Below are 20,093 nucleotides of genomic sequence, written 5' to 3'. Positions count from 1 at the left end.
ATTGTTGCCGTCAGCGGGTGCAATAGGCGGATGGGAGTCCTGAGCACCGCCAGCCTGTTCGCCGCCACAGTGACCACCGGCCTGACCGCCGGGTTGTTCGCCGCCTTCGCGTACGCGGTCATGCCGGGTCTGGCGCGTACCGACGACCGGACGTTGGTGCTCGCCATGCGGCGGATCAACGAGTCGATCCTCAACGGATGGTTCGCGGTGTGCTTCGGCGGCGCGCTGCTGTTCACGCTGCTGGCGGCGGCGCTGCAGCTCGGTGCCGGGCGTCGGACGGTGTTGCCGTGGGTCGCCGCCGCACTGCTGCTGTACCTGGTGGTGCTCGGCGTCACCGCCGTGGTCAACGTGCCGCTCAACACCGTGCTGGCCCGCGCCGGCGACGTCGACGACGGCACCGACCTCGCCGCCCTGCGGTCGCGTTTCGAGCTCACCTGGGTACGCGGCAACGTGGTCCGGGCCGTCGCGTCGACCGGCGCCTTCGGGTTGCTGGCCTGGGCGCTGGTGGCGCAGGGCCGGCTGTCCGGCTGAGCCGGGTGAGTGACCGACCGGGCCGCCGCCGGCTCAGTCGGTCGGCTCCGCGGTGCCGGCGCGCTGGAACGCGAGGGCCAGTTGGGTGAGGTCGAAGCCTTCGAAGTGCTGCAGGAACCGGCGGCGTACGGCGGCCAGGTGGCTGGGCCAGGACTCCGTCAGGCGGGCGAAGCCGGCGTCGGTGAGGACGGCGTTCCAGCCGCGCGCGTCCTCCTCGCACCGTTCCCGCCGGACCAGCCCCTGCGTCTCCAGCCGGATGATCGTGCGGGTCATGCCGCTGAGCGAGAGGTGGCAGAGCGCTGCGAGCTCGTTCATCCGCATCCGCCGCTCCGGCGTCTCGGAGAGGTTCATCAGCGCGGTGTACTCGGTGAGTGGTAGCTGACGGTCACCGACCATGTCGGCGTCGATCACGCGGGGCAGCACGTGCATCACCTGGCCCAAGGCGCGGACCAGGGCTTCCTCGTCCGGGCTGAGGGGTTGCGGAGTCGCTGCTGAGGGATCGGGCATCCTCATATCATACTTGTTTGACTGAGCAAATGCTTACCCTCCGTGTGACCACGCCCATAGGGCACATATTTGCTTGACCAATCAAGCACCGGTTAGCGTTCCCGTCGTCCGGCACGCACCTCTGAAAGGCACCACACATGACCAGGATCGGGATCATCCTCGGCAGCACCCGCCCGGGGCGTAACGGCGAGGCCGTCGCCCGCTGGGTGCTCGAGATCGCCAAGCAGCGCTCCGACGCGGAGTACGAGCTGATCGACCTGCTCGACTACCAGCTGCCGCACCTCGACGAGGCGTACCCGCCCTCAATGGGCCAGTACAGCCAGCCGCACACCAAGCGGTGGGCCGAGACGATCGCGTCGTTTGACGGGTTCATCATCGTCACCCCCGAGTACAACCACTCGACCTCGGGTGCCCTGAAGAACGCCATCGACTTCCTCTACGCCGAGTGGAACAACAAGGCCGTCGGCTTCGTCAGCTACGGCTCGGTCGGCGGCGCGCGCGCCGTGGAGCACCTGCGTCTGATCTCCGGCGAGCTGCAGATGGCCGACGTGCGCTCGCAGGTCGCGCTGTCGCTCTTCACCGACTTCGAGAACTTCAGCGTCTTCAAGCCCGGCCCGTTCCAGCAGGACGCGCTGAACACCACCCTCGACCAGGTTGTCGCCTGGAGCGCGGCGCTCGCCCCGCTGCGCAAGGGCTGAGCGTTCGCTGATCCGGATACGGCCGCGGGGGATCCCGCGGCCGTATCCGGGCATTCAGGCCAGCCGTGCGCCGGCGAGCAGGTCCAGCGAGAGCTGCCACAGTCGGGCCGCCGCCACCGGATCGGTCGCGTGGTCGGCCACGCCTCGTAGCGGCGTCTCCGGGCTGTGGCGTACCGCCTGCTCGCAGTCCTCGAAATACCGGCCGCCGATGCCCGCCAGATGCGGCCCCGCGGCAAGCAGCACAGAGGTCGCCGCGCCCTGCTGCGGGGTCTTGAAGTCGTACGCCGGAAGGCTCGCGTAGTCCTCCTCGGTGAGGTGCCGCCCCAGGTTCGTGGCGACGGCGCCCGGGTTGGCCGCGTTGACGGCGATGCCGTCGTCGGCCCAGCGCCGGTTCGCCTCGACAGCGAACAGCGCGGTGGCGGTCTTCGACTCACCGTAGGCGAGGAGACGGTCGTAGGGGCGTTCCCGGAAGTTGACGTCCTCGAAGACCATCGGGGCCTGAACGTGGGCGATGGAGCTCAGTGACACCACGCGGGCCCGACCGGCGCTGACGAGTGCCCGGTGCAGCCCTGTGGCGAGTGCGAAATGGCCGAGGTGGTTCGTGGCGAACTGCAACTCCCAACCCTCCGCGGTCCGCATCTCGGGGGTCGCCGACACCCCGGCGTTGTTGACCAGCATGTGCAGGGGCCCGTCCCAGGCGGCGACGAAAGCGGCGACCGACCGTTGGTCGGACAGGTCCAACGACGCGACCCGGACCAGCCGGTCCACGGCCCCGGTGCCGATCTCCCGAGCGGCCCGTTCTCCGGCCCGCACGTCCCGTACCGCCAGGGTCACCTCGGCGCCGGCCATGGCGAGCGCCCGGGCGGTCTCCACGCCGATGCCCGAGGAGGCGCCGGTGACGATGGCGCGCTGCCCGGTCAGGTCGACACCGGCCACGACGTCGGTGGCGGTGGACCGGGCGTTGAACGGTGTGGTGACGCGTGTTTCAGCCATGATCGACTTCCTTGTGTGGGGTGTTCCCGGATGGCGATACCGGCCCGCCGTACTGGCGTACGGTGTCGCGGTTCAGCCCTGCCCACCGATCGTGCGCGGTGGTCTGCGCGGACGGCCAACACGCTCTTCCTGACGTGGCTACAGTCTGTTCCTGTGGCCACGCCCGAGCTGCGCCAACTGCGGTATTTCCTGGTCCTCGCGGAGGAGCTGAGTTTCACCAGGGCCGCCGCCCGCCTGATGATCGCCCAGCAGTCGCTGTCGCAGCAGATCACCGCCCTGGAACGCGTCCTCGGGGCGAAGCTGTTCGACCGTGACAGCCGTGGCACCACCCTGACCGACATCGGCGCCCTGTTCGTTCCCGAGGCGCGCGCCGTGACGGACCGCGCCGAGCAGGCAGTCACCGTCGTGGGGCGGGCCCTGCGGGGTGAGGTCGGGACCCTCCGGCTCGCCTTCCTGACCACCGTCGCCAACCACCTGCTGCCCCCGGTGGTCCGGGCGGTCCGCCACCACCTCCCCGACCTGCACCTGGCCACCGAGTCCACCAGCATCGCGCCCCTGGTCCAGGGCATCCTCGGCGGGCAGTACGACGTGGCCTTCACCCGGACCCCGCTCGTTCCCGGCCTGGAGTCGAGGAGACTGACCACCGAACCGGTCTGCGCGGTGCTGCCCGAGGGCCACCCGCTCGCCGGGCGGGCCGAGTTGACGCTCGCCGACCTGGCGAACGAACAGTGGGTCATGACGCCGCGCAGCTCCTGGGAACCCTGGCACCGCGCCTACCAGGACCAGTTCCGGGAAGCGGGCTTCGAGCCGACCGTCGTTCAGGAGGAGGCCGGCGTGCAGAGCCTGCTCGGCCTGGTCGCCGCCGGACTCGGCGTCACCCGGCTCGCCTGCTCGGCGGCGAGTCTGCGCCGCACCGGCGTGGTGTTCGTCCCGCTGAGCGGCGCGTACGCGCACACCGAGATGGTGTGGTTGGCGGGCAACACCGCCCCGGCGCTGCACCGGTTCCTGGACGTGGTCACGGAGCTCGCGGCGACGACCGACCTCACCAGCACCGGCTGACGGCGAGGCGGTCGGCTCACCGGGTCGCGAGGTGGTGGGTGGTGCCGTCGGCGACGGCGTGCAGCTTGTCAGGGTTGGCGACGGTGTGGATGGTGGTGATCCGGCCGTCGGCGTCGAGGTCGAAGCAGACGGTGGCGACCACCCGGCCGACACCGCTGAACACCAGCCCCGGCGCCCCGTTGATCTCGACCAGGACAGCGCGCATGTCGTGCGGCTGAACGCCCTGGTAGGTGACGGTGCCGATGGCCGCGAACCAACCGGCGACCGTCTCCGCGCCCCGGATCGGACGCAGGGCCTGGCGGACCTTCCCGCCACCGTCGGTCCACAGCGTCACGTCGGGGGAGAGCAGCTCCAGCAGGGTGTTGAGGTCGCCACCGGTCGCGGCGGCGAGGAACCGCTCGGTGACCCCGCGCTGCTGGGACCGGTCCGCGGTGAAGCGTGGCCGCTGGCGTCGCACATGTTCGCGAGCACGGTGAGCGGTCTGGCGGACCGCGGCCTCGGAGCGTTCCACCGCCGCCGCGATCTCCGCGTGGCTGAAGTCGAAGACCTCCCGCAGGACGAACACGGCGCGTTCGAGCGGGCTGAGCGTCTCCAGCACCACCAGCATCGCCATCGACACGGACTCGGCGTCGGTGACGGCGTCGACGGCGTCCCCGTCGGTCAGGACGGGCTCGGGCAACCACGGCCCCACGTAGGTTTCGCGTTGCTGCCGGGCCGAACGCAGGCGCTGCACCGCCAGGTTCGACACGATCCGAGCGAGGTACGCCTTCGGGTCGGCGACCTGGGCGCGGTCCGCCGAGGACCATCTGATCCAGGCGTCCTGCACCGCGTCCTCAGCATCGGCCGCGCTGCCGAGGATCCGGTAGGCCACCGAGAACAGGAGGTTGCGATGGCGGTGGAACACCTGCTCGTCGGCGTCCGGCGGGCGCGTCACCGGGCGTCCCGCAGGCGGGTGAAGCGCCCGCCGCGCGGCCAGAACGCACCGGAGGAGGGCCTGGGTTGCCTGCCGCGCAGCGTGCGGGCGATCGACACCGCCGCGTGCACACCGGTCGGCATCCCGCTCTGACAGGTGCCGTGCAGCACCCCGTAGCCCTGCCGGACCGCGGCCGCGTCGCCGACCGCGTACACCTCGGGGTGCGACACCGACCGCAACGTGGGGTCGGTGACGACGCGACCGCGATCGTCGACGGTCAGCCCGGCGGCGGCCGCCAGCGGCGCCACCCGGGTACCCCCGGTCCAGAGCACGACGTCGGCCGCCAGGGCCTCCGCGCCGGCCAGCTCGACCCCGTCGGGTCGGACCCTGCTGACCGCCGTTCCGGTGACGACCTGGACGCCCAGCCGGGTCAGCGCGGCCCGCAGGTACGCCCGGACCTTCGGGCTCATGCTCGCCCCGGGATCCTGCCGACCCACCAGCGTGACCCCGAGCCCCGGGTGCCGATCGGCGATCTCCGCGGCGGCCTCGACGCCGGTCAACCCGCTGCCGACGACGACGACCCTGCCGGTGCCGAGCCGGGTCAGCCGGTCCGCCAGGGTGGTCGCGCCGCTCGGGCTGTCCAGGGTGTACGCGTGCTCCTCGACGCCCGGCACCGCCGCCGTGTCGGTCACGCTGCCCAACGCGTACCTGCACGTCGGCCCGCCTGGTCCGTGCCGCGAGCTGGGTCGCCGCGGCCATGCCCGCGTAGCCCGCGCCCAGGATCAGAACGCGGTGCGTGCCCGCCGGGACCTGCCGTTGCGATGTGCTCATTGTTTCGCCTCTCTGATCGGATTGACGACCACGAGATGCGTGCCGCTGGTTGATCCGTGACATCGCCGCGATGTGACGCCCGCCACGGGCAGTGTCGGACGGCCGCCTTCACTACCCTTGGCGTGATGAGCCGATCTGCCACCGCTGGTCGGGCTCCGCTCTGGCGGGACCGGACCTTCGGCACGTACTGGATCGCGCAGTCGCTCTCGGCGGCCGGCGACTCGTTCGCCTACCTGGCGGTGCCGCTGCTGGTGCTCCAGGCGACCGGGTCGGTGGCGCAGATGGGCCTGCTCACCGCCGTCGCGGGCGCGGCGTCCGTCGTCGCCGGGATCTTCGGCGGGGTGCTGGTCGACCGGTACGACCGTCGCACCCTGATGATCGCGGCGGACCTGACCCGGTTGGTGCTCTACGCACTGGTCCCCCTGGCGTGGCTCGCCGGCCCGCAGGTGTGGCTGCTCTTCGTGGTGCTGCCGATCTGCGAGGCGGCCGGCATGGTGTTCCAGGTCGCCGCGGTGACAGCGGTCCGCAACCTGGTCGACCGCGACCGGATCACCGAGGCCAACGGCCGGTTGCAGGCGACGTACGCGGCGGCGGCGGTCCTCGGCCCGCTGCTCGCCGGGGTGGTGGCGGCCCGCTTCGGTCCGCCGACCGCCATCGCCGTCAACGCGGCGAGCTTCGCGCTCTCGGCGGCCGGAATGTGGCTGATCCGACTGCGCCCGGTCCAGGTGGACGAGGCGGTGGCCCGGCAGCGCCCGCTGGCCGAGTTCCTGGCCGGGGCGCGGTTCCTGTGGCGACAGCCCGTGCTGCGGGCGTTGACCGTCCTGTTGTCGGTCTTCATCTTCCTCACCTACGGCTTCGTCGACGTGCTGATCTACCACGTCACGCACGACCTTGGCGGCTCCGAGGGCACCGTCGGCACGGTGCTCGGCCTGGCGGCGCTGGGCACGGTCGCCGGTGCGCTGCTGGTGGCCCCGTTGCGTCGCCGTCGGGGCTTCGGTGCCACCTGGATCGGCGCGCACACGATCTGCGGGTTCGCGGTGGCGGGTGTCGGCATCGCCACGACCGTGCCGGCGGTCACCGCGCTCACAGCGGTGTACCTGTGCTGCCTCAGCATCGGCGGGATCTGTTCGATGTCGCTGCGCCAGGAGATCACCCCCGACCATCTGCTCGGTCGGGTCACCTCCGCGTTCTGGAGCACCCACTACGCCCTCGGCCCGGCCGGTGCCGTCGTGCTGACCTGGGCCGCTGGCCGCTACGGTGCTCCGGCGGTCACGCTCGCGGCGGGCGCGGGATGTCTGCTGGTAGCGGTCGGCGGCCTCTTCACCCCGATCCGTCGCGCCGGTGGGGAGGCAGTCGCTGGACAACCCGGACTGCACCCGGCACCGGCCGGAGGCACCGTTGGTGGTTGAGACGCTATGGAGCTGATGCCGTAAACGATTCACACGGTAGCGCCAGCGCGGCCGGTGGCGATGGCGCCGGTGCGGCCGGTGGTGGTCCGGCCGGTGGCGACGGTGCGGCCGTTGGGGACGGTCCGGGCGGTGGTGGTGGTCCGGTGGAGACGGTCCGGCCGGTGGCGATGGCGCCGGTGCGGCCGGTGGTGGTCCGACCGGTGGCGATGGCGCCGGTGCGGCCGGTGGTGGTCCGACCGGTGGCGATGGTCCGGGCGGTGGCAATGGTCCGGGCGGTGGCGGCGGCCCGGCTAGGGGAGCGGACCCGGCGGTGGGAGACGACTCGGGCAGCCGGCCAGCAGCCGATTCGTTTGCGACATCAGCTCCAAAGGCGCCGACCACCAGTACCGCTCCGACGGCGCCGCGTGGTCAGAACTCCTGGTACATCACGTGCAGGCCGACCCGGCCAAGGGTGGGGTGTCGGAACGCGCCCGGCACGGTGCCGACCACCGCGAAGCCCTCGCGCTGGTACAACTCCACCGCCGACCGGTTCGTCTGCACCACGGCGTTGAACTGCATGCCGGCGTACCCCTGTTGGCGGGCCCAGGTCAGAGCCTCGCGGCACAGCGCGGTGCCCACGCCCCGGCCCCGGTTCTCGGCGGCGACCATGAAACTTGCGGTGGCGACGTGCGCACCCGGCCCGGGTCGGTTGGTGCCCATCTTCGCGGTGCCGAGCACCCGTTGGCCGGCGACCGCCACGACGGTCCGGCCCGGTGCCGCCTCGACCCACATGCCGTACGACTGGTCGGCGGTCATCGTCGGGTCGTAGGGGAAGGTCTCCTGTGCCCGGATCACCTCCTCGATGATGGGCCACACCTGCGACCAGTCCTGGTCGACGAACTCCCGAATCAGCACCGGGGGAGGTTAAGCCGCGGGCGAGCCCCGGACAAACAGTTATCCGCTGGTGCATCCGGGCGGCACACCCGGTGCGAAGCATTCATCGTGACGAGACGTCACGGATCCGGCCGCTTCGACGAAAGGCCCGCTGATGAAGATCGCACGACTCGCCGCCCGGATGGCGGTGGGCGCCATGGCCACCGCGCTGGCCACCACCGCCGTCGCTGTGCCGGCGGCTCAGGCCACCGGCAAGCCCAAGCCGCTCGGCACCACGTCCCTCGCCCAGGTGCTCACCAAGGACAAGGGCGGGTTCGACCGCAACTCGCGGGACTTCGACGTGCTCACCGCGGCCGTGCTGGCCGTGCTGGAAGCCAAGCCGAACTCGCCGGTCAAGGTGCTCACCGACGGCACCGTGGCGCTGACCGCGTTCATCCCCACCGACGCGGCCTTCCAGCAGTTGGTCCGCGAGATCACGCAGGCCAAGAAGCTGCCGAGTGAGAGCGCGGCCTTCACCGCGGTCGCCGGGCTCGGCATCGACACCGTTGAGTCGGTGCTGCTCTACCACGTGGTGCCCGGCGCCACCATCGATCGCAAGACCGCGGTCCGGGCCGACGGCACGGACCTGACCACCGCGCTCGGCTCCACGGTGGAGGTCGACGTCCGTACCTACCTGTACTTCTTCCGCCAGGTGCGGCTGGTCGACGCCGACACCAACGACCGTGACGCGCGCGTCGTCACCTTCGACGTCAACAAGGGCAACCGGCAGATCGCGCACTCCGTGGACCGGGTGCTCCGCCCGATCGACCTGCCCTGACCGGCGGCGGGTGGCGTCCGACCACGCGTCGGACGCCGCCCGCGACGGCCGTCAGCCCGAGGCGAGGGCGGCGATCTCCTCGTCGAGCAGGGCGGCCAGCTGCGCGTACCGCCCGGGATGGCTCTGCGCGGTCATCCCACGGCTGGGCATCTCCACGGTCATCAGCAGGTACAGGTGCAACCGGTAGAAGGCGAGCCGGCGGCGGGCCGACGCGTCCAGCACCAGCGGCCGCGGTGCGGCGGCCTGGTAACCGCGCAGCAGCGGGTGCTCCGGGTCGTCCTCGACGCGTTGGAAGAGCCGCGGCGAGACCAGGTCCAGCAGGGGGTCGCCGTAGAGGAACCGCTCGCCGTCGACCAGGCCACAGAGCCGCAACCGGCCATCACCGTCGGGTGCCGCCAACACGTTGCCGTCCCAGCAGTCGAAGTGCAGCAGCGCCGGGCGGCGCACCTCGTCCAGCACGTCGGCGTGCCGCCCCAGTAGTTCGTGCAGGCGCTGCGGTGTCACCGGCAGTCGGACGTCCCAGTCGGCCGCGTCGGCCAGCAGTTCGTCGAGCATCGCCGTGAACGCCGCCCGCCAGGTCCCGCCGGCGGCCCGGCCGCCGTCGTAACCGAACCGGTCACCGGTCACCTGGTGCAACGCGGCGAGAGCCACCCCCAGGTCGTAGCGCGCCGGGCCGTCGTCGACCGCGCCACCGGCCTCGGCCAGGTCGAACAGCGACCGGCCGGGCAGCAACTCGGTGACCAACCACTCGCCGTACGCCGGGTCGGTGCCGTGCCACAGCACGGCGGGCACGGGCACCTGCGGCGCCCGCTCGGCGACGAGCCGGAAGTATCGATCCTCGGCGGCGCAGAGCCCGCGCTCGTAGCGCAGCTGCGGCGTCTCGGCCGACGGAGCCAGCTTCAGCACCACCCGACGGCCGTCGTCGAGCAGCGCCCACCAGACCGTCGCGTACCCACCCCCGGTCAGCGGACCAGCGTCGCGGACCCCGGCGCCCGGCCCGAACGACGCGCCGACCAGGTATGCCACATCGGCGCTGGTGAGGGACTGCTGGGTCGGGCTGACGGCGGTCACGACGTGGTGTCCCCCCGCCGGGCCCGTGGCGCGGAGCCCGCGGTGGCGCGGGTGGAACGGGGGACGGGGCCGGCGGTGTCGCGGCGGATCAGCTCGGCGGGGAGCACCTCGACCCGGGGCGCCGCGGCCCCGGGGCCGAGCACCAGGGACATCGCCCGCACTCCCATATGGACCAAGGGTAGTCGCACGGTGGTCAACGCGGGGGTCACGTCCCGGGCGATGGGCATGTCGTCGAAACCCAGCACCGACACCTGCTGCGGCACCGCCAACCCGGTGGTGCGCAGGGTGGCGAGCGCGCCGATGGCCATCGAGTCGTTGAGCGCCACGATCGCGGTCAACTCCGGGTCGGCGTCGAGCAGTCGGGCGGTGGCCTCGGCACCACCGTCGCGGTCGAACTCCGCGTAACGGATGCGTCGTTCGGGCAGCTCACGGCCCTGCTCGGTGAGCGCCTGCCGCAGACCGGCCAGCCGGTCGGTCGTGGTGGTCAGGATGCGCGGGCCGGCGATCACGCCGATCGCCCGGTGCCCCAGGCCGCACAGCTCCCGCCCGGCCAGGTAGCCGCCGGCCCGGTTGTCCGGCATCACCGCGTCGCCGGAGTGCTCGTGCCGGCCGATCACCGCCACCCGCCCGCCGGTGGCCTCGTACGCGGCGAGCTTCTCGTTGAGCTGCCGGGTGAACGCCTCGTCGTGGTAGCCCGAGCCGGCCAGGATCAGCGCCGCCACCTGGTGGCCGCGCAGCAGCTCCACGTACTCCAACTCGCGGTCCGGGTCCCGGTAGCTGTTGCAGATCATCAGCAGCCGGCCCTGGTCGGTGGCGACCCGTTGCAGCCCTCGGGTGATCTCCGCGAAGTACGGGTCGGAGACGTCGTGCACGATCACCCCGACCGCGCTGCGGTGCGAGCGGGCCAGCAGTTGGGCGTGCGCGTTGGGCACGTACTGCAACTCGGCGACGGCGGCGAGCACCCGCTCGCGAAGCTCGTCGGTGACCGGTTTGCTGCTGCCGTTGATGACGCGGGAAGCGGTGGCGGGTGAGACGCCCGCCCGGCGGGCCACATCGGACAGGGTCGCCATGGCCCGCCCCCTCGATCTGTTGACGGCGTTTCGTCGTGCCGGCTAGCGTCACCGTACCGCAGAGAAAGCCCTTTCCCGCAGGGAGGCACTGCCGTGTCCGATCGCTTCGCGGTACGTCAACCCGACGACCCTCCCGCCCGTAGCTCCACCCGCCCTGATCGGGCGGCACCGCTGCCCGGCGGAATCGGGGTGTCCCGGCTGCGCGTCTACGACACGGTGGCCCCCGACGGCCTGGTCGGCGGCACTCCGCACGTGCACCTGTGCTGCACCGAGGGGTACGTGGTGACCGACGGCGAGGGCGCGGTGCAGACCCTGACCACCGCCGGTTTCCGGGAGACGTCGCTGCGGCCGGGGGTGGTGGTCTGGTTCGAGCCGGGCACCGTGCACCGCCTGGTCAACAGGGGCGGGCTGAGCATCGTGGTGCTCATGCAGAACAGCGGCCTGCCCGAGGCCGGCGACGCGGTGCTGACCTTTCCGCCGGAGGTGCTGGCCGACCCGGCCGCGTACGTCGCGGCGGCGGCGTTGCCCGACGGGGGAGCGCCGGGTGCGGATGTGCACGCCGCGTACCGCAGGCGGGATCTGGCGGTCGCCGGTTTCCAGGCGCTGCGCTCCGGCGGTCCGGCGGCGCTGGCCGCGTTCCATGCCGCCGCTGTCGCGTTGCGCCAGCCGTTGCTGGGGCGGTGGCGGCAGCGGTGGGAGGATGGCGCGGGCCGTGCCGCCGCCGGCACCGCCGGGCAGCTCGACGCCCTGGAGCGGGGGGATGCCGGGCACCTGGGCGACGCCGGGGTGTACGCGGTGGCCGCGCCGGTCGAGCACGGCCGGTTGGGCATGTGCGGCCTCCTCGACACCTACCCGGCGGCCGGCTGACGGTCCGCAGGGCACCACCGCATCGACTGTGGACCGGTGGGGTTCCACTCGGTTTCACTGAGGTCGGGGTGTCCGAAGGCCGTCGACAGCCCGGTTTTCAGCAAGCCGAGTCGATCTCGCAGCGATCGGCGCCGGCTGGGTCGGCAATCGAACCGAATAGATCGAGGAAAGGCCTTGCCCGGCGTGAGGGTGCCGCCTACGCTCCAGGAAAGCGTTTGCCTGATCCGCCGACCGGCCCGCTTCACGAGCGCCGTGCCGGGCCCCGAGGAGGTTCCGCGTGACCGAGAACTCTTTGGACACGGCGGGCCGGCGGGCCGCCGACCAGACGGGCGGTGCGCGGGCGGCCGCCTCCGGGCCGGAGAGCCTCGCCGCGCCGGAGGCCGCTGACAGCGCGACGTCGTCCACAGCGGTGGCACCGCCACCCGGTGGTGGCCGTCCGCCACGCCTGACGCTCGGCCGGCGGGCGGTGGTCTTCGCCGACTCGCTCTGGCGTCCGGCGCTGGTGCTCGCGGTCTTCTTCGTCGCCTGGTGGTTCGTGGCGGCCCGGGAGTACGTCCCGAACTACCTGGTGCCCACACCCGGCCAGGTCTGGGAGACGATGACCACTCAGTGGTCCGAGCTGGCGCGGCACACAGTGGTCACTCTCTACGAGACGGTGCTCGGCTTCGTGCTGGCCGCCGCGTTGGGCCTGGTCACGGCGGTCGCCATCGCCTACTCCCGCACCCTGGACAAGGCGCTCTACCCGATCGTCCTGTTCGCTCAGGTCATCCCGAAGATCGCCATCGCGCCGCTGCTGGTGGTCTGGTTCGGCCTCGGCCTCACCCCGAAGATCATCCTGGCGGTGCTGATCGCGTTCTTCCCGGTGGTCATCTCCGGGGTGGCCGGGCTGCGCTCCACCGACCCGGAACTGCTCGACCTCGCCGCCACCATGGGCGCCGGCCCGTGGCGTACCTTCCGCAAGATCCGTTTTCCGAACGCGTTGCCGCACCTGATGGCCGGCCTGAAGGTGGCCGTCACCCTCGCCGTGGTCGGTGCCGTGGTCGGCGAGTTCGTCGGCGCCAGCGAAGGGCTCGGCTACGTCCTGTTGCTGGCCAACGGCAACCTCGACGCCCCGCTGCTGTTCGCCGACCTGATCCTGATGTCCGCCATCGGCATCGTCCTGTTCGTCCTGGTCGAGATCGCCGAAGCACTGCTCATTCCCTGGCACGCCAGCCGTCGCGCCGGCGTGTCCCTCACCACCTCCTGACCGACCCCATCACGGAGGCACCGATGAAACGCACCGCCACCACCATCCTGGTCACCGCCGCCCTGCTTCTCACCGCGACCGGCTGCGGTGGGGACGACCCCGCCGGCAGCACCAACGCCGACGGCAACAAGCAGGTCACCCTCACCCTCAACTGGGTGCCCTACGGCGAGCACGCGCCCTTCTACTACGGCCTGCAGAAGGGCTACTACTCCGCCGAGGGCATCGACCTGAAGATCCTGCCCGGCAACGGCTCGGGCAACACGGTCAAGCAGGTCGCCCAGAAGCAGACCGACTTCGGTTGGGCGGACAGCCCGGTGCTGCTCAAGTCGGTGGCCAGCGGGATGCCGGTGCGCAGCCTCGGCGCGTACCTGGAGAAGGGACCCTCCTCGGTGGAGTTCTTCACCGAGGAGAACATCAAGACCCCGGCCGACCTCAAGGGCAAGACCGTCGGTGGCACCCCCGGCGACGCCCTCTACGCGACCTTCCCGGCCTGGCTGGAGAAGAACGGCGTCAAGAAGGACGACGTCAAGGTGGTCAACGTCGACGCCGCCGGCAAGATCGCCGCCTTGGCCGAGGGCAAGGTCGACGCCATCATGGGCTTCTTCCACGACCAGGCGCCCACCATCGAGAGCAAGACCGGCAAGAAGGTCGACGTACTGCTCTTCGCCGACTACGGGATGAACCTGCTCGGCACCGGTCTGGTCGCCAACACGCAGACCCTGCAGAAGGACCCGGAGCTGGCCCGCAAGTTCGTCCGGGCCACGCAGAAGTCCTGGGCCGACGCCGCCCGGGACCCGGCCGGCGCGGTGAGCGCGATGGCGGCCTTGGCCGAGAACGAACCGGCGCCCGAGGTGCTCACCAAGCAGCTCACCCTCAACCTGCCACTGATCGGCGCGGACGGCCCGCCCGGGGTGAACACCGAGGCCCAGTGGACCGAGACCATCGAACTGATGTCCCGCTACGCCGAGCTGAAGGACCCGGGAGCGCCCAGCGCCTACTGGGACTCCTCGTACGCGGCGCAGGGGTGACCCGGTGACCCCCGCGCCGGCAGCCACCGGCACCGCCATCGGGATGTCCGGGCTGACCGTCCGGTTCACCACCCGGCGGTCGCAGACCACCGCCCTGGACAACGTCTCACTGGACATCGAGCCGGGCGAGTTCGTCACGATCGTCGGCCCGTCCGGCTGTGGCAAGTCCACCCTCCTGAAGATCGTCGCGGGACTGGTCACGCCGACCAGCGGCGAGGTGTCGTTGCTGCGGCGTCCGGTGCGCGGGCCGCAGAAGGAGATCGGCTTCGTCTTCCAGAAGGCCGCGTTGCTGGAGTGGCGCGGCGCCCGGGCCAACATCCTGCTCCAGGCCGAGATGCGCGGCATGGACCGGACGACGGCGGCCCGCCGCGCCGACGAGCTGATCGAGATGACCGGTCTGACCGGCTTCGAGAAGGCGTTGCCGCACGAGCTGTCCGGCGGCATGCAGCAGCGGGTGGCGCTCTGCCGCGCGTTGCTGCACTCGCCGCCGGTGCTGCTCATGGACGAACCGTTCGGCGCCCTGGACGCGTTGACCCGCGAGCAGATGAACGCCGAGCTGCACCGGATCTGGCGGGAGACCGGGACCACAGTGGTGCTGGTCACCCACTCCATCGCCGAGGCGGTCTTCCTCGGCACCCGGGTCGTGGTGATGAGTCCCCGGCCCGGCCGGATCATCCGCACCTTCCCGGTCGAGCTGCCGGCGCACCGCGACTACGCGCAGGTGATGTCGGATCCCCGCTTCGACCGGCTCGCCACCGACCTGCGTGGGTTGCTCGGCAGCGCGGCCGCCAACCACTGAACGCGGATCGGCACGACCAGCATGACGGAAGGAACACCATGACCCGCAGGTCGATCGGCATCATCGTCAACGGCGTGACCGGACGGATGGGCTACCGGCAGCACCTCGTCCGGTCGCTGCTGGCCATCCGCGAATCCGGTGGTGTGGCGCTGGCCGACGGCACCACCATCTGGCCGGAACCGGTACTGGTCGGGCGCAACGAGACGAAGCTCCGGGAGCTCGCCGAGCGGCACGGACTGACCGACTGGAGCACCGACCTGACCTCGGCGCTGGCCCGCGACGACATCGAGATCTACTTCGACGCGCAGGTCACCCAGCAGCGGGAGAAGGCGATCCGGCAGGCCATCGAGGCCGGCAAGCACATCTACACGGAGAAGCCCCTGGCCGAGGACACCGCGGCCGCGCTCGACCTGGCCCGGGCGGCGGACGCGGCCGGCGTACGGACCGGTGTGGTGCAGGACAAGCTCTTCCTGCCCGGTCTGCGCAAGCTCAAGCGTCTCGTCGACGGCGGCTTCTTCGGTCAGATCCTGTCGGTACGCGGCGAGTTCGGGTACTGGGTCTTCGAGGGCGACTGGCAGCCCGCGCAGCGGCCGTCGTGGAACTACCGGGCCGAGGACGGCGGCGGCATCGTGGTGGACATGTTCCCGCACTGGCACTACGTGCTGGAGGAGCTGTTCGGCACTGTCAACGCGGTGTCCTGCGTGATCGCCACGCACGTGCCCGAGCGGGTGGACGAGGCCGGCCACGCGTATCCGGCCACCGCCGACGACGCCGCGTACGCCATCTTCGAGCTCGACGGCGGGGTGATCGCGCAGATCAACTCATCGTGGACCGTGCGGGTGTACCGCGACGAGCTGGTGGAGTTCCAGGTCGACGGCGTCGAGGGCAGCGCGATCGCCGGCCTGCGGTCCTGCCGGGTGCAGCACCGGGCGGTCACCCCGAAGCCGGTCTGGAACCCGGACCTGCCGGCAACCGAGAACTTCCGCGCCCAGTGGGCCGAGGTGCCGGACAACGAGGAGTTCGACAACGGCTTCAAGGTGCAGTGGGAGGCGTACCTGCGGCACGTCGTGGCCGGCGAGCCGTTCCGGTGGGACTTCCTGGCCGGCGCGCGTGGGGTGCAGCTCGCCGAGCTGGGGCTGCGCGCGGCCCGCGAGGGCATCCGCGTCGAGGTGCCGGAGCTGCGCTCATGACCGCGGCCGTGGTGTTGCCGGGTGGGCGACGGCACCGGTTCGCCGGGGGAAGCGGCTTCGCCCGACCGGACGCGTCGGCGACCAGCCGGATCGCGTACGCCGCCGCGCACGTGGTCGCCGATCCGGGCGCGGAGAACGTGCCGGGCGCCCCGGCGGCGGTGGACTGGGACACCACCCTCGCCTTCCGGCGGCACCTGTGGTCGTACGGGCTGGGGGTCGCCGAGGCGATGGACACCGCCCAGCGGGGGATGGGGTTGGACTATCCGGCGACCCGGGAGCTGATCCGGCGCAGCGCCGCCGAGGCCCGCGCGGTGGGTGGGCGGATCGTCGCCGGGGTCGGCACCGACCAGTTGCCGGCCGGTCCGGCCACCCTGGCGGCGGTCACCGCCGCGTACGCCGAGCAGCTCGACGACGTGCGGGCGGCCGGCGCCCGGCCGGTGCTGATGTGCAGCCGGCACCTGGCCGCCGCCGCGCGCGGCCCGGAGGACTACCTACTGGTGTACGACGAGCTGCTGAGCGCCGCCGACGAGCCGGTGGTGCTGCACTGGCTGGGCCCGATGTTCGACCCGGCGTTGACCGGTTACTGGGGTGCTGTCGACCTGGACCTGGCGGCCGACACGGTCGTCGAGCTGATCAAGACCCACCAGTCCACAGTGGACGGAATCAAGGTGTCGCTGCTGGACGCCGACCGGGAGATCGCGTTGCGCCGTCGCCTGCCGGCCGGGGTACGCCTCTACACCGGTGACGACTTCCACTACCCGGAGCTGATCCGGGGCGACGAGGTGGGTCACTCCGACGCGCTGCTCGGGGTGTTCGCGGCCATCGCACCGTCCGCCGCCGCCGCGCTGGCCGCCCTGGACCGGGGGGACCTGACGGCGTACGACGAGATCTTCGCGCCCACCGTGCCGCTGGCCCGGCACCTGTTCGCGGCGCCGACCTGGCACTACAAGACGGGGATCGTGTTCCTGGCGTGGTTGGCCGGGCACCAGGACCACTTCACCATGGTCGGTGGCGCGCAGTCCGGGCGGTCGCCGGCGCACCTGGCCATACTGCTCACCCTGGCCGACGCCGCCGGGCTGCTGCCCGACGCCGAGCTGGCCGCCGCCCGCGCCCGGGCCCTGTTCACCGTGGCGGGGGTGGCCCAATGAGCCTGACCCGCTTCTCGTTCAACCAGGCCACCGCGCAGCGTTGGCCGTTGCCGGAGGTGGTGGCCGGGTGCGTGGCGGCCGGCGTGCCGGGTATCGGCCTGTGGCGAGAGCCGGTGGCCGAGTACGGGTTGGCCCGTTCGGCGAAACTGGTCCGCGACGCGGGTCTCGCCGTCACGTCGTTGTGCCGGGGTGGGTTCTTCACGGCTGACGACTGGCGCGCGGAGAACCTGCGGGCCATCGAGGAGGCGGCCGTCCTCGGGGCCCCGGAGCTGGTGCTGGTGTCCGGTGGGTTGCCCGCCGGCAACCGGGACATCGACGGCGCCCGGCGTCGGGTCGCCGACGCGATCGGCGAGTTGGCCCCGCACGCCGAGGCCGCCGGGGTGCGGCTGGCCATCGAGCCGCTGCACCCGATGTTCGCCGCCGACCGGTGCGTCATCAGCACCCTGGGTCAGGCGTTGGACATCGCCGAGCGATTCGACCCGGCGGTGGTCGGCGTGGTCGTGGACGCGTACCACGTCTGGTGGGATGACACGGTGTACGCGCAGGTCGCGCGGGCCGCCGACCGGATCGCCGCGTTCCAGGTCTGTGACTGGGTGACCCCGCTGCCGGAGGGGGTGCTGCTCGGCCGGGCGTTGCCCGGCGACGGGTGCATCGAGCTGCGCCGGCTGCGCGAGGCGGTCGACGCGGCCGGTTACGTCGGCCCGATCGAGGTGGAGGTCTTCTCCGCCGAGGTGTGGGCGCGTCCGGGCGCCCAGGTGCTCGACGCGGCGATCGCCGGGTACCTGCGCCACGTTGTCTGACCTGCCCGAACGGCGGTGGCCGGCGGCGGTCGGCGCCTGGCTGGGCATTGGCACCGCACCCGCCACGCTGGTGCTCGGCGCGGCGATGGCCGCCCGGCACGGCGGCGCGGTGCCGGTGGCCGGGCTGCTGATCGGCGGGGCGCTGATGGCGGCCCTGCTCTGGGGGCAGGGCCGGATCGGTCTGCGACGGCCGCTCGGCGACGGTGCGCCGTTGACGGCGGTGCTGCCCGCGTACCTGGGGGACACCTCGCGGCTGCTGCTGGCGGCGGTGCTGACGGCGTCGATGATCGGGTGGAACGGGTTCAACGTCGGCCTCGGCGGGGCGTCGCTGGCGGCGCTGACCCACCTGCCGGCCTGGGCCGGGCCGGCGTTGCTGGAGGTGGCGGTCCTCGCCGTCTCGTGGGCGCCGGCCCGGCTCGGCAACCGGGTCGCGGTGCTCACCACGCTCAGCGCTGTAGTGCTGGTCGGCTGGTGCCTGACGGTGCTGCCACCACCGGGTGCGCCGGTCCGGCTGGCCGCCGGTGGGCTCGTCGACGCCGCGGCGCTGATCGGGTACGCGGCGGTGTTCGCGCTGCGCGCGCCGGACTTCAGCGTGGGTCTTGCCCGGCGGCGGGACCTGGCCTGGTGCGTGGGGTTGTTGGTCGGGCCGGCGTTGCTCGGCGTGCTCGCCGGTGCCGGCCTGTGGCTGCGCACCGGCTCGGCCGACGTGGTGGCGTTGCTCGCCGCCGGCTCGGGTCTGGCCGGGTACGCGAACCTGTTCGTCGCGGTGGCGGTCTTCGCGGCGGCTCTGACCACCACGTACTCCGGTTCGTTGGCGTTGCGTGGCCTGGCTCCCCGGCTGCCGGTGCGGGCGGCGATGCTGCTCGTCGCGGTGCTCGGCGGTGTGCTGGCGGTGGCGCGGTTCGACCGTCTGGTGCTGCAGTGGTTGACGGTGCTGGCCGCCGCGCTGCCGGTGCTGGTGGTGCCGATGGCCGTGGAGGCGGCGGCCCGTCGGCGCGGTCGGGTCCCGCGTACCGTGCCCGCCTGGTGCTGGGTGCCGCCGGCGCTGCTCGCGGTGGCCTGCACGCTCGCCGGCGTGGGTGCCGCCCCGTTGCTCGGGCTGGTCCTCGCCGCGGCCTGCACGGTGCTCTGGCGCCGCCGAGGTGGCGGAGGCCACTCGGTTGGTGGCGCTTAGCGGGTGGCGTGCGAGCCGTGGTCGCTGACCTGGGCATCGAACCAGTGGTGCAGGGCATCGCGAAGCGCCGCGTCGTCTGTGGCGTAGGTGACGCGCGCGCCGCCGGGAACCGCCTCGTACGTGATGGTGATCCGCCCGCCGTGTGCCCGAAGCGTTGCCAGGCCCGGCATCTCGGCGCCGTGGATGCGGGCGGGGTCGCTGAAGTCACCGCGCCGGAACCGCTCGACCTCGGAGCTCAGGTGGTGTTGGACCAGGGTGACCTGGGTGGTGTCCTGGGGATCGTCGGCGACCACGGTCTGCACGCCGCCGGTGTCGCTCTTCGTGAAGCGGTGCGTGGTGCGTTCCAGGTCGAACGGCATGACGGAATCCCCTCGATCGGCGACGTCAGACTGCCGATCGGAGGTGGTCGTTGTCGGTATCGACGGCGCGGAGTCGTCGGCGCAACCGCCGGTCAGCGTGGCGGCGGCGATGGCCGCCAGGAGGAGAGCCCGATGGGGGCGAGGGCGGTCAGAACGGTTCACCGGTGGCCTCCGCGAGGGTCTGGAGCGCACGCACCACTGCCGCGCGCTGGTCGTCGGGCACGTGATCGAGCAGGGCGGTGAGCCGGGTCCGACGGGCATCGGCCTGTCGGGTGGCGGCCGTGGCGCCTGCGGGAGTCAGCAGAAGCAGAACGCCACGACCGTCACCCTCGGCCGTCTCTCGGTGCACCCAGCCCCGGTTGACCAGGTTGCTGACCAGGCGGCTGACGGTGCTCTTCTCCAGACGCAGCCGGCGAGCCAACTCCACCTGCCGGATCTGCCCCTCCCGAGCAATCTCCACCATGGCGTGCGCCTCCGACACCGGCAAGGGCTGCCCGCAGGGTGTCCGGTCCGGCTGATGGAGGCCGAAATTGCGGACGAAACGCATCAGTGCTTCCTGCGCCGCGTCGAGCTCACCAGCCTGCATGGTTCGACAATACAACCAGATGGTTCGGCCGTTCAACCATTGTGGAGAGCCGCGTCGGAGCCTCTTGGGAGACCTGCTGGACGGTCACCCCTCCGTCGGGCCGACTCTGACCGGGGCGTACGCC

The 20,093-nt window shown here is 72.0% G+C and carries 22 protein-coding genes; 13 read left to right on the top strand and 9 right to left on the bottom strand.

What is annotated here, in order from left to right:
- The first annotated feature begins 30 nt into the window (after nt 1-30).
- Nucleotides 31-531, top strand: coding sequence for a DUF1772 domain-containing protein (locus KBX26_RS28455; RefSeq protein ID WP_210861933.1), 501 nt, complete (start codon nt 31-33; stop codon nt 529-531).
- A 33-nt stretch (nt 532-564) separates the two neighbouring features.
- On the opposite strand, the gene KBX26_RS28450 is transcribed toward KBX26_RS28455, so the two are convergent.
- Complete coding sequence (locus KBX26_RS28450; RefSeq protein WP_030327358.1) at nt 565-1,038, bottom strand: MarR family winged helix-turn-helix transcriptional regulator; 474 nt, start codon at nt 1,036-1,038, stop codon at nt 565-567.
- A gap of 137 nt (nt 1,039-1,175) precedes the next feature.
- Here KBX26_RS28450 and KBX26_RS28445 point away from each other — a divergent pair, with 137 nt between their 5' ends.
- On the top strand, nt 1,176-1,736 hold the full coding sequence (locus tag KBX26_RS28445; RefSeq protein WP_030327360.1) for an NADPH-dependent FMN reductase: 561 nt from the start codon (nt 1,176-1,178) through the stop codon (nt 1,734-1,736).
- 54 nt (nt 1,737-1,790) lie between these two features.
- Here KBX26_RS28445 and KBX26_RS28440 read toward each other — a convergent pair whose 3' ends face one another.
- A complete protein-coding gene (locus tag KBX26_RS28440) occupies nt 1,791-2,729 on the bottom strand; it encodes an SDR family NAD(P)-dependent oxidoreductase (RefSeq protein WP_210866801.1) in 939 nt (312 codons plus the stop codon).
- A 153-nt stretch (nt 2,730-2,882) separates the two neighbouring features.
- On the opposite strand from KBX26_RS28440, the gene KBX26_RS28435 reads away from it, so the two are divergent.
- A complete protein-coding gene (locus tag KBX26_RS28435) occupies nt 2,883-3,788 on the top strand; it encodes a LysR family transcriptional regulator (protein WP_307857927.1) in 906 nt (301 codons plus the stop codon).
- A 16-nt stretch (nt 3,789-3,804) separates the two neighbouring features.
- Here KBX26_RS28435 and KBX26_RS28430 read toward each other — a convergent pair whose 3' ends face one another.
- Nucleotides 3,805-4,722, bottom strand: a complete 918-nt coding sequence (locus tag KBX26_RS28430) for an RNA polymerase sigma-70 factor (RefSeq protein ID WP_210866799.1) — start codon at nt 4,720-4,722, stop codon at nt 3,805-3,807.
- Nucleotides 4,719-5,393 carry an FAD-dependent oxidoreductase gene (locus KBX26_RS28425; protein WP_307857926.1) on the bottom strand — a complete coding sequence of 225 codons (675 nt, stop codon included), beginning with the start codon at nt 5,391-5,393 and terminating at the stop codon, nt 4,719-4,721. The genes KBX26_RS28430 and KBX26_RS28425 overlap by 4 nt, the downstream gene beginning before the upstream one ends.
- Before the next feature lie 264 nt (nt 5,394-5,657).
- Between KBX26_RS28425 and KBX26_RS28420 the strand changes: the two genes are divergently transcribed.
- Nucleotides 5,658-6,941, top strand: coding sequence for an MFS transporter (locus KBX26_RS28420; protein WP_210866798.1), 1,284 nt, complete (start codon nt 5,658-5,660; stop codon nt 6,939-6,941).
- A 408-nt stretch (nt 6,942-7,349) separates the two neighbouring features.
- Here the strand turns inward: KBX26_RS28420 and KBX26_RS28415 are convergent, their stop codons facing one another.
- On the bottom strand, nt 7,350-7,835 hold the full coding sequence (locus KBX26_RS28415; RefSeq protein WP_210866797.1) for a GNAT family N-acetyltransferase: 486 nt from the start codon (nt 7,833-7,835) through the stop codon (nt 7,350-7,352).
- A 133-nt stretch (nt 7,836-7,968) separates the two neighbouring features.
- Here KBX26_RS28415 and KBX26_RS28410 point away from each other — a divergent pair, with 133 nt between their 5' ends.
- Nucleotides 7,969-8,631 carry a fasciclin domain-containing protein gene (locus KBX26_RS28410; protein ID WP_030327368.1) on the top strand — a complete coding sequence of 221 codons (663 nt, stop codon included), beginning with the start codon at nt 7,969-7,971 and terminating at the stop codon, nt 8,629-8,631.
- A gap of 51 nt (nt 8,632-8,682) precedes the next feature.
- On the opposite strand, the gene KBX26_RS28405 is transcribed toward KBX26_RS28410, so the two are convergent.
- Together KBX26_RS28405 and KBX26_RS28400 are read right to left on the bottom strand one after the other, a co-directional pair.
- Nucleotides 8,683-9,702 (bottom strand): phosphotransferase family protein, encoded by a 1,020-nt coding sequence (locus KBX26_RS28405; RefSeq protein ID WP_210866796.1) that lies wholly within the window; start codon nt 9,700-9,702, stop codon nt 8,683-8,685.
- Nucleotides 9,699-10,772: a LacI family DNA-binding transcriptional regulator gene (locus tag KBX26_RS28400; RefSeq protein ID WP_030327371.1), complete on the bottom strand. Its 1,074-nt coding sequence runs from the start codon at nt 10,770-10,772 to the stop codon at nt 9,699-9,701. The genes KBX26_RS28405 and KBX26_RS28400 overlap by 4 nt, the downstream gene beginning before the upstream one ends.
- A gap of 93 nt (nt 10,773-10,865) precedes the next feature.
- Between KBX26_RS28400 and KBX26_RS28395 the strand changes: the two genes are divergently transcribed.
- The 8 genes from KBX26_RS28395 (at nt 10,866) to KBX26_RS28360 (ending at nt 19,024) form a co-directional block, all read left to right on the top strand.
- Nucleotides 10,866-11,639, top strand: coding sequence for a cupin domain-containing protein (locus tag KBX26_RS28395; protein WP_307857925.1), 774 nt, complete (start codon nt 10,866-10,868; stop codon nt 11,637-11,639).
- A 277-nt stretch (nt 11,640-11,916) separates the two neighbouring features.
- Complete coding sequence (locus KBX26_RS28390; protein ID WP_210866795.1) at nt 11,917-12,885, top strand: ABC transporter permease; 969 nt, start codon at nt 11,917-11,919, stop codon at nt 12,883-12,885.
- A gap of 23 nt (nt 12,886-12,908) precedes the next feature.
- Complete coding sequence (locus KBX26_RS28385) at nt 12,909-13,913, top strand: ABC transporter substrate-binding protein (RefSeq protein ID WP_210866794.1); 1,005 nt, start codon at nt 12,909-12,911, stop codon at nt 13,911-13,913.
- Nucleotides 13,914-13,956: 43 nt separating this feature from the next.
- Complete coding sequence (locus KBX26_RS28380; RefSeq protein ID WP_051708096.1) at nt 13,957-14,712, top strand: ABC transporter ATP-binding protein; 756 nt, start codon at nt 13,957-13,959, stop codon at nt 14,710-14,712.
- A gap of 38 nt (nt 14,713-14,750) precedes the next feature.
- A complete protein-coding gene (locus KBX26_RS28375; protein WP_210866793.1) occupies nt 14,751-15,902 on the top strand; it encodes a Gfo/Idh/MocA family protein in 1,152 nt (383 codons plus the stop codon).
- On the top strand, nt 15,899-17,050 hold the full coding sequence (locus KBX26_RS28370; RefSeq protein WP_210866792.1) for a dihydrodipicolinate synthase family protein: 1,152 nt from the start codon (nt 15,899-15,901) through the stop codon (nt 17,048-17,050). Before KBX26_RS28375 ends, KBX26_RS28370 begins: the two co-directional genes overlap by 4 nt.
- Nucleotides 17,047-17,850 carry a sugar phosphate isomerase/epimerase gene (locus KBX26_RS28365; protein ID WP_030327382.1) on the top strand — a complete coding sequence of 268 codons (804 nt, stop codon included), beginning with the start codon at nt 17,047-17,049 and terminating at the stop codon, nt 17,848-17,850. Before KBX26_RS28370 ends, KBX26_RS28365 begins: the two co-directional genes overlap by 4 nt.
- Nucleotides 17,843-19,024, top strand: coding sequence for a hypothetical protein (locus KBX26_RS28360; RefSeq protein ID WP_210866791.1), 1,182 nt, complete (start codon nt 17,843-17,845; stop codon nt 19,022-19,024). Before KBX26_RS28365 ends, KBX26_RS28360 begins: the two co-directional genes overlap by 8 nt.
- On the opposite strand, the gene KBX26_RS28355 is transcribed toward KBX26_RS28360, so the two are convergent.
- Nucleotides 19,021-19,383 carry a hypothetical protein gene (locus tag KBX26_RS28355; protein ID WP_210866790.1) on the bottom strand — a complete coding sequence of 121 codons (363 nt, stop codon included), beginning with the start codon at nt 19,381-19,383 and terminating at the stop codon, nt 19,021-19,023. The two genes, KBX26_RS28360 and KBX26_RS28355, sit on opposite strands and share 4 nt — an antisense overlap.
- Before the next feature lie 148 nt (nt 19,384-19,531).
- Nucleotides 19,532-19,969: a MarR family winged helix-turn-helix transcriptional regulator gene (locus KBX26_RS28350; RefSeq protein WP_210866789.1), complete on the bottom strand. Its 438-nt coding sequence runs from the start codon at nt 19,967-19,969 to the stop codon at nt 19,532-19,534.
- Between the last annotated feature and the right edge of the window lie 124 nt (nt 19,970-20,093).

Origin of the sequence: Micromonospora sp. C97 (assembly GCF_018070385.1) — a bacterium.
Taxonomy (GTDB): Bacteria; Actinomycetota; Actinomycetes; order Mycobacteriales; family Micromonosporaceae; genus Micromonospora; species Micromonospora parva.
The sequence above is the reverse complement of the archived record's forward strand: the minus strand, read 5'-3'. Positions and strand labels throughout refer to the sequence as shown.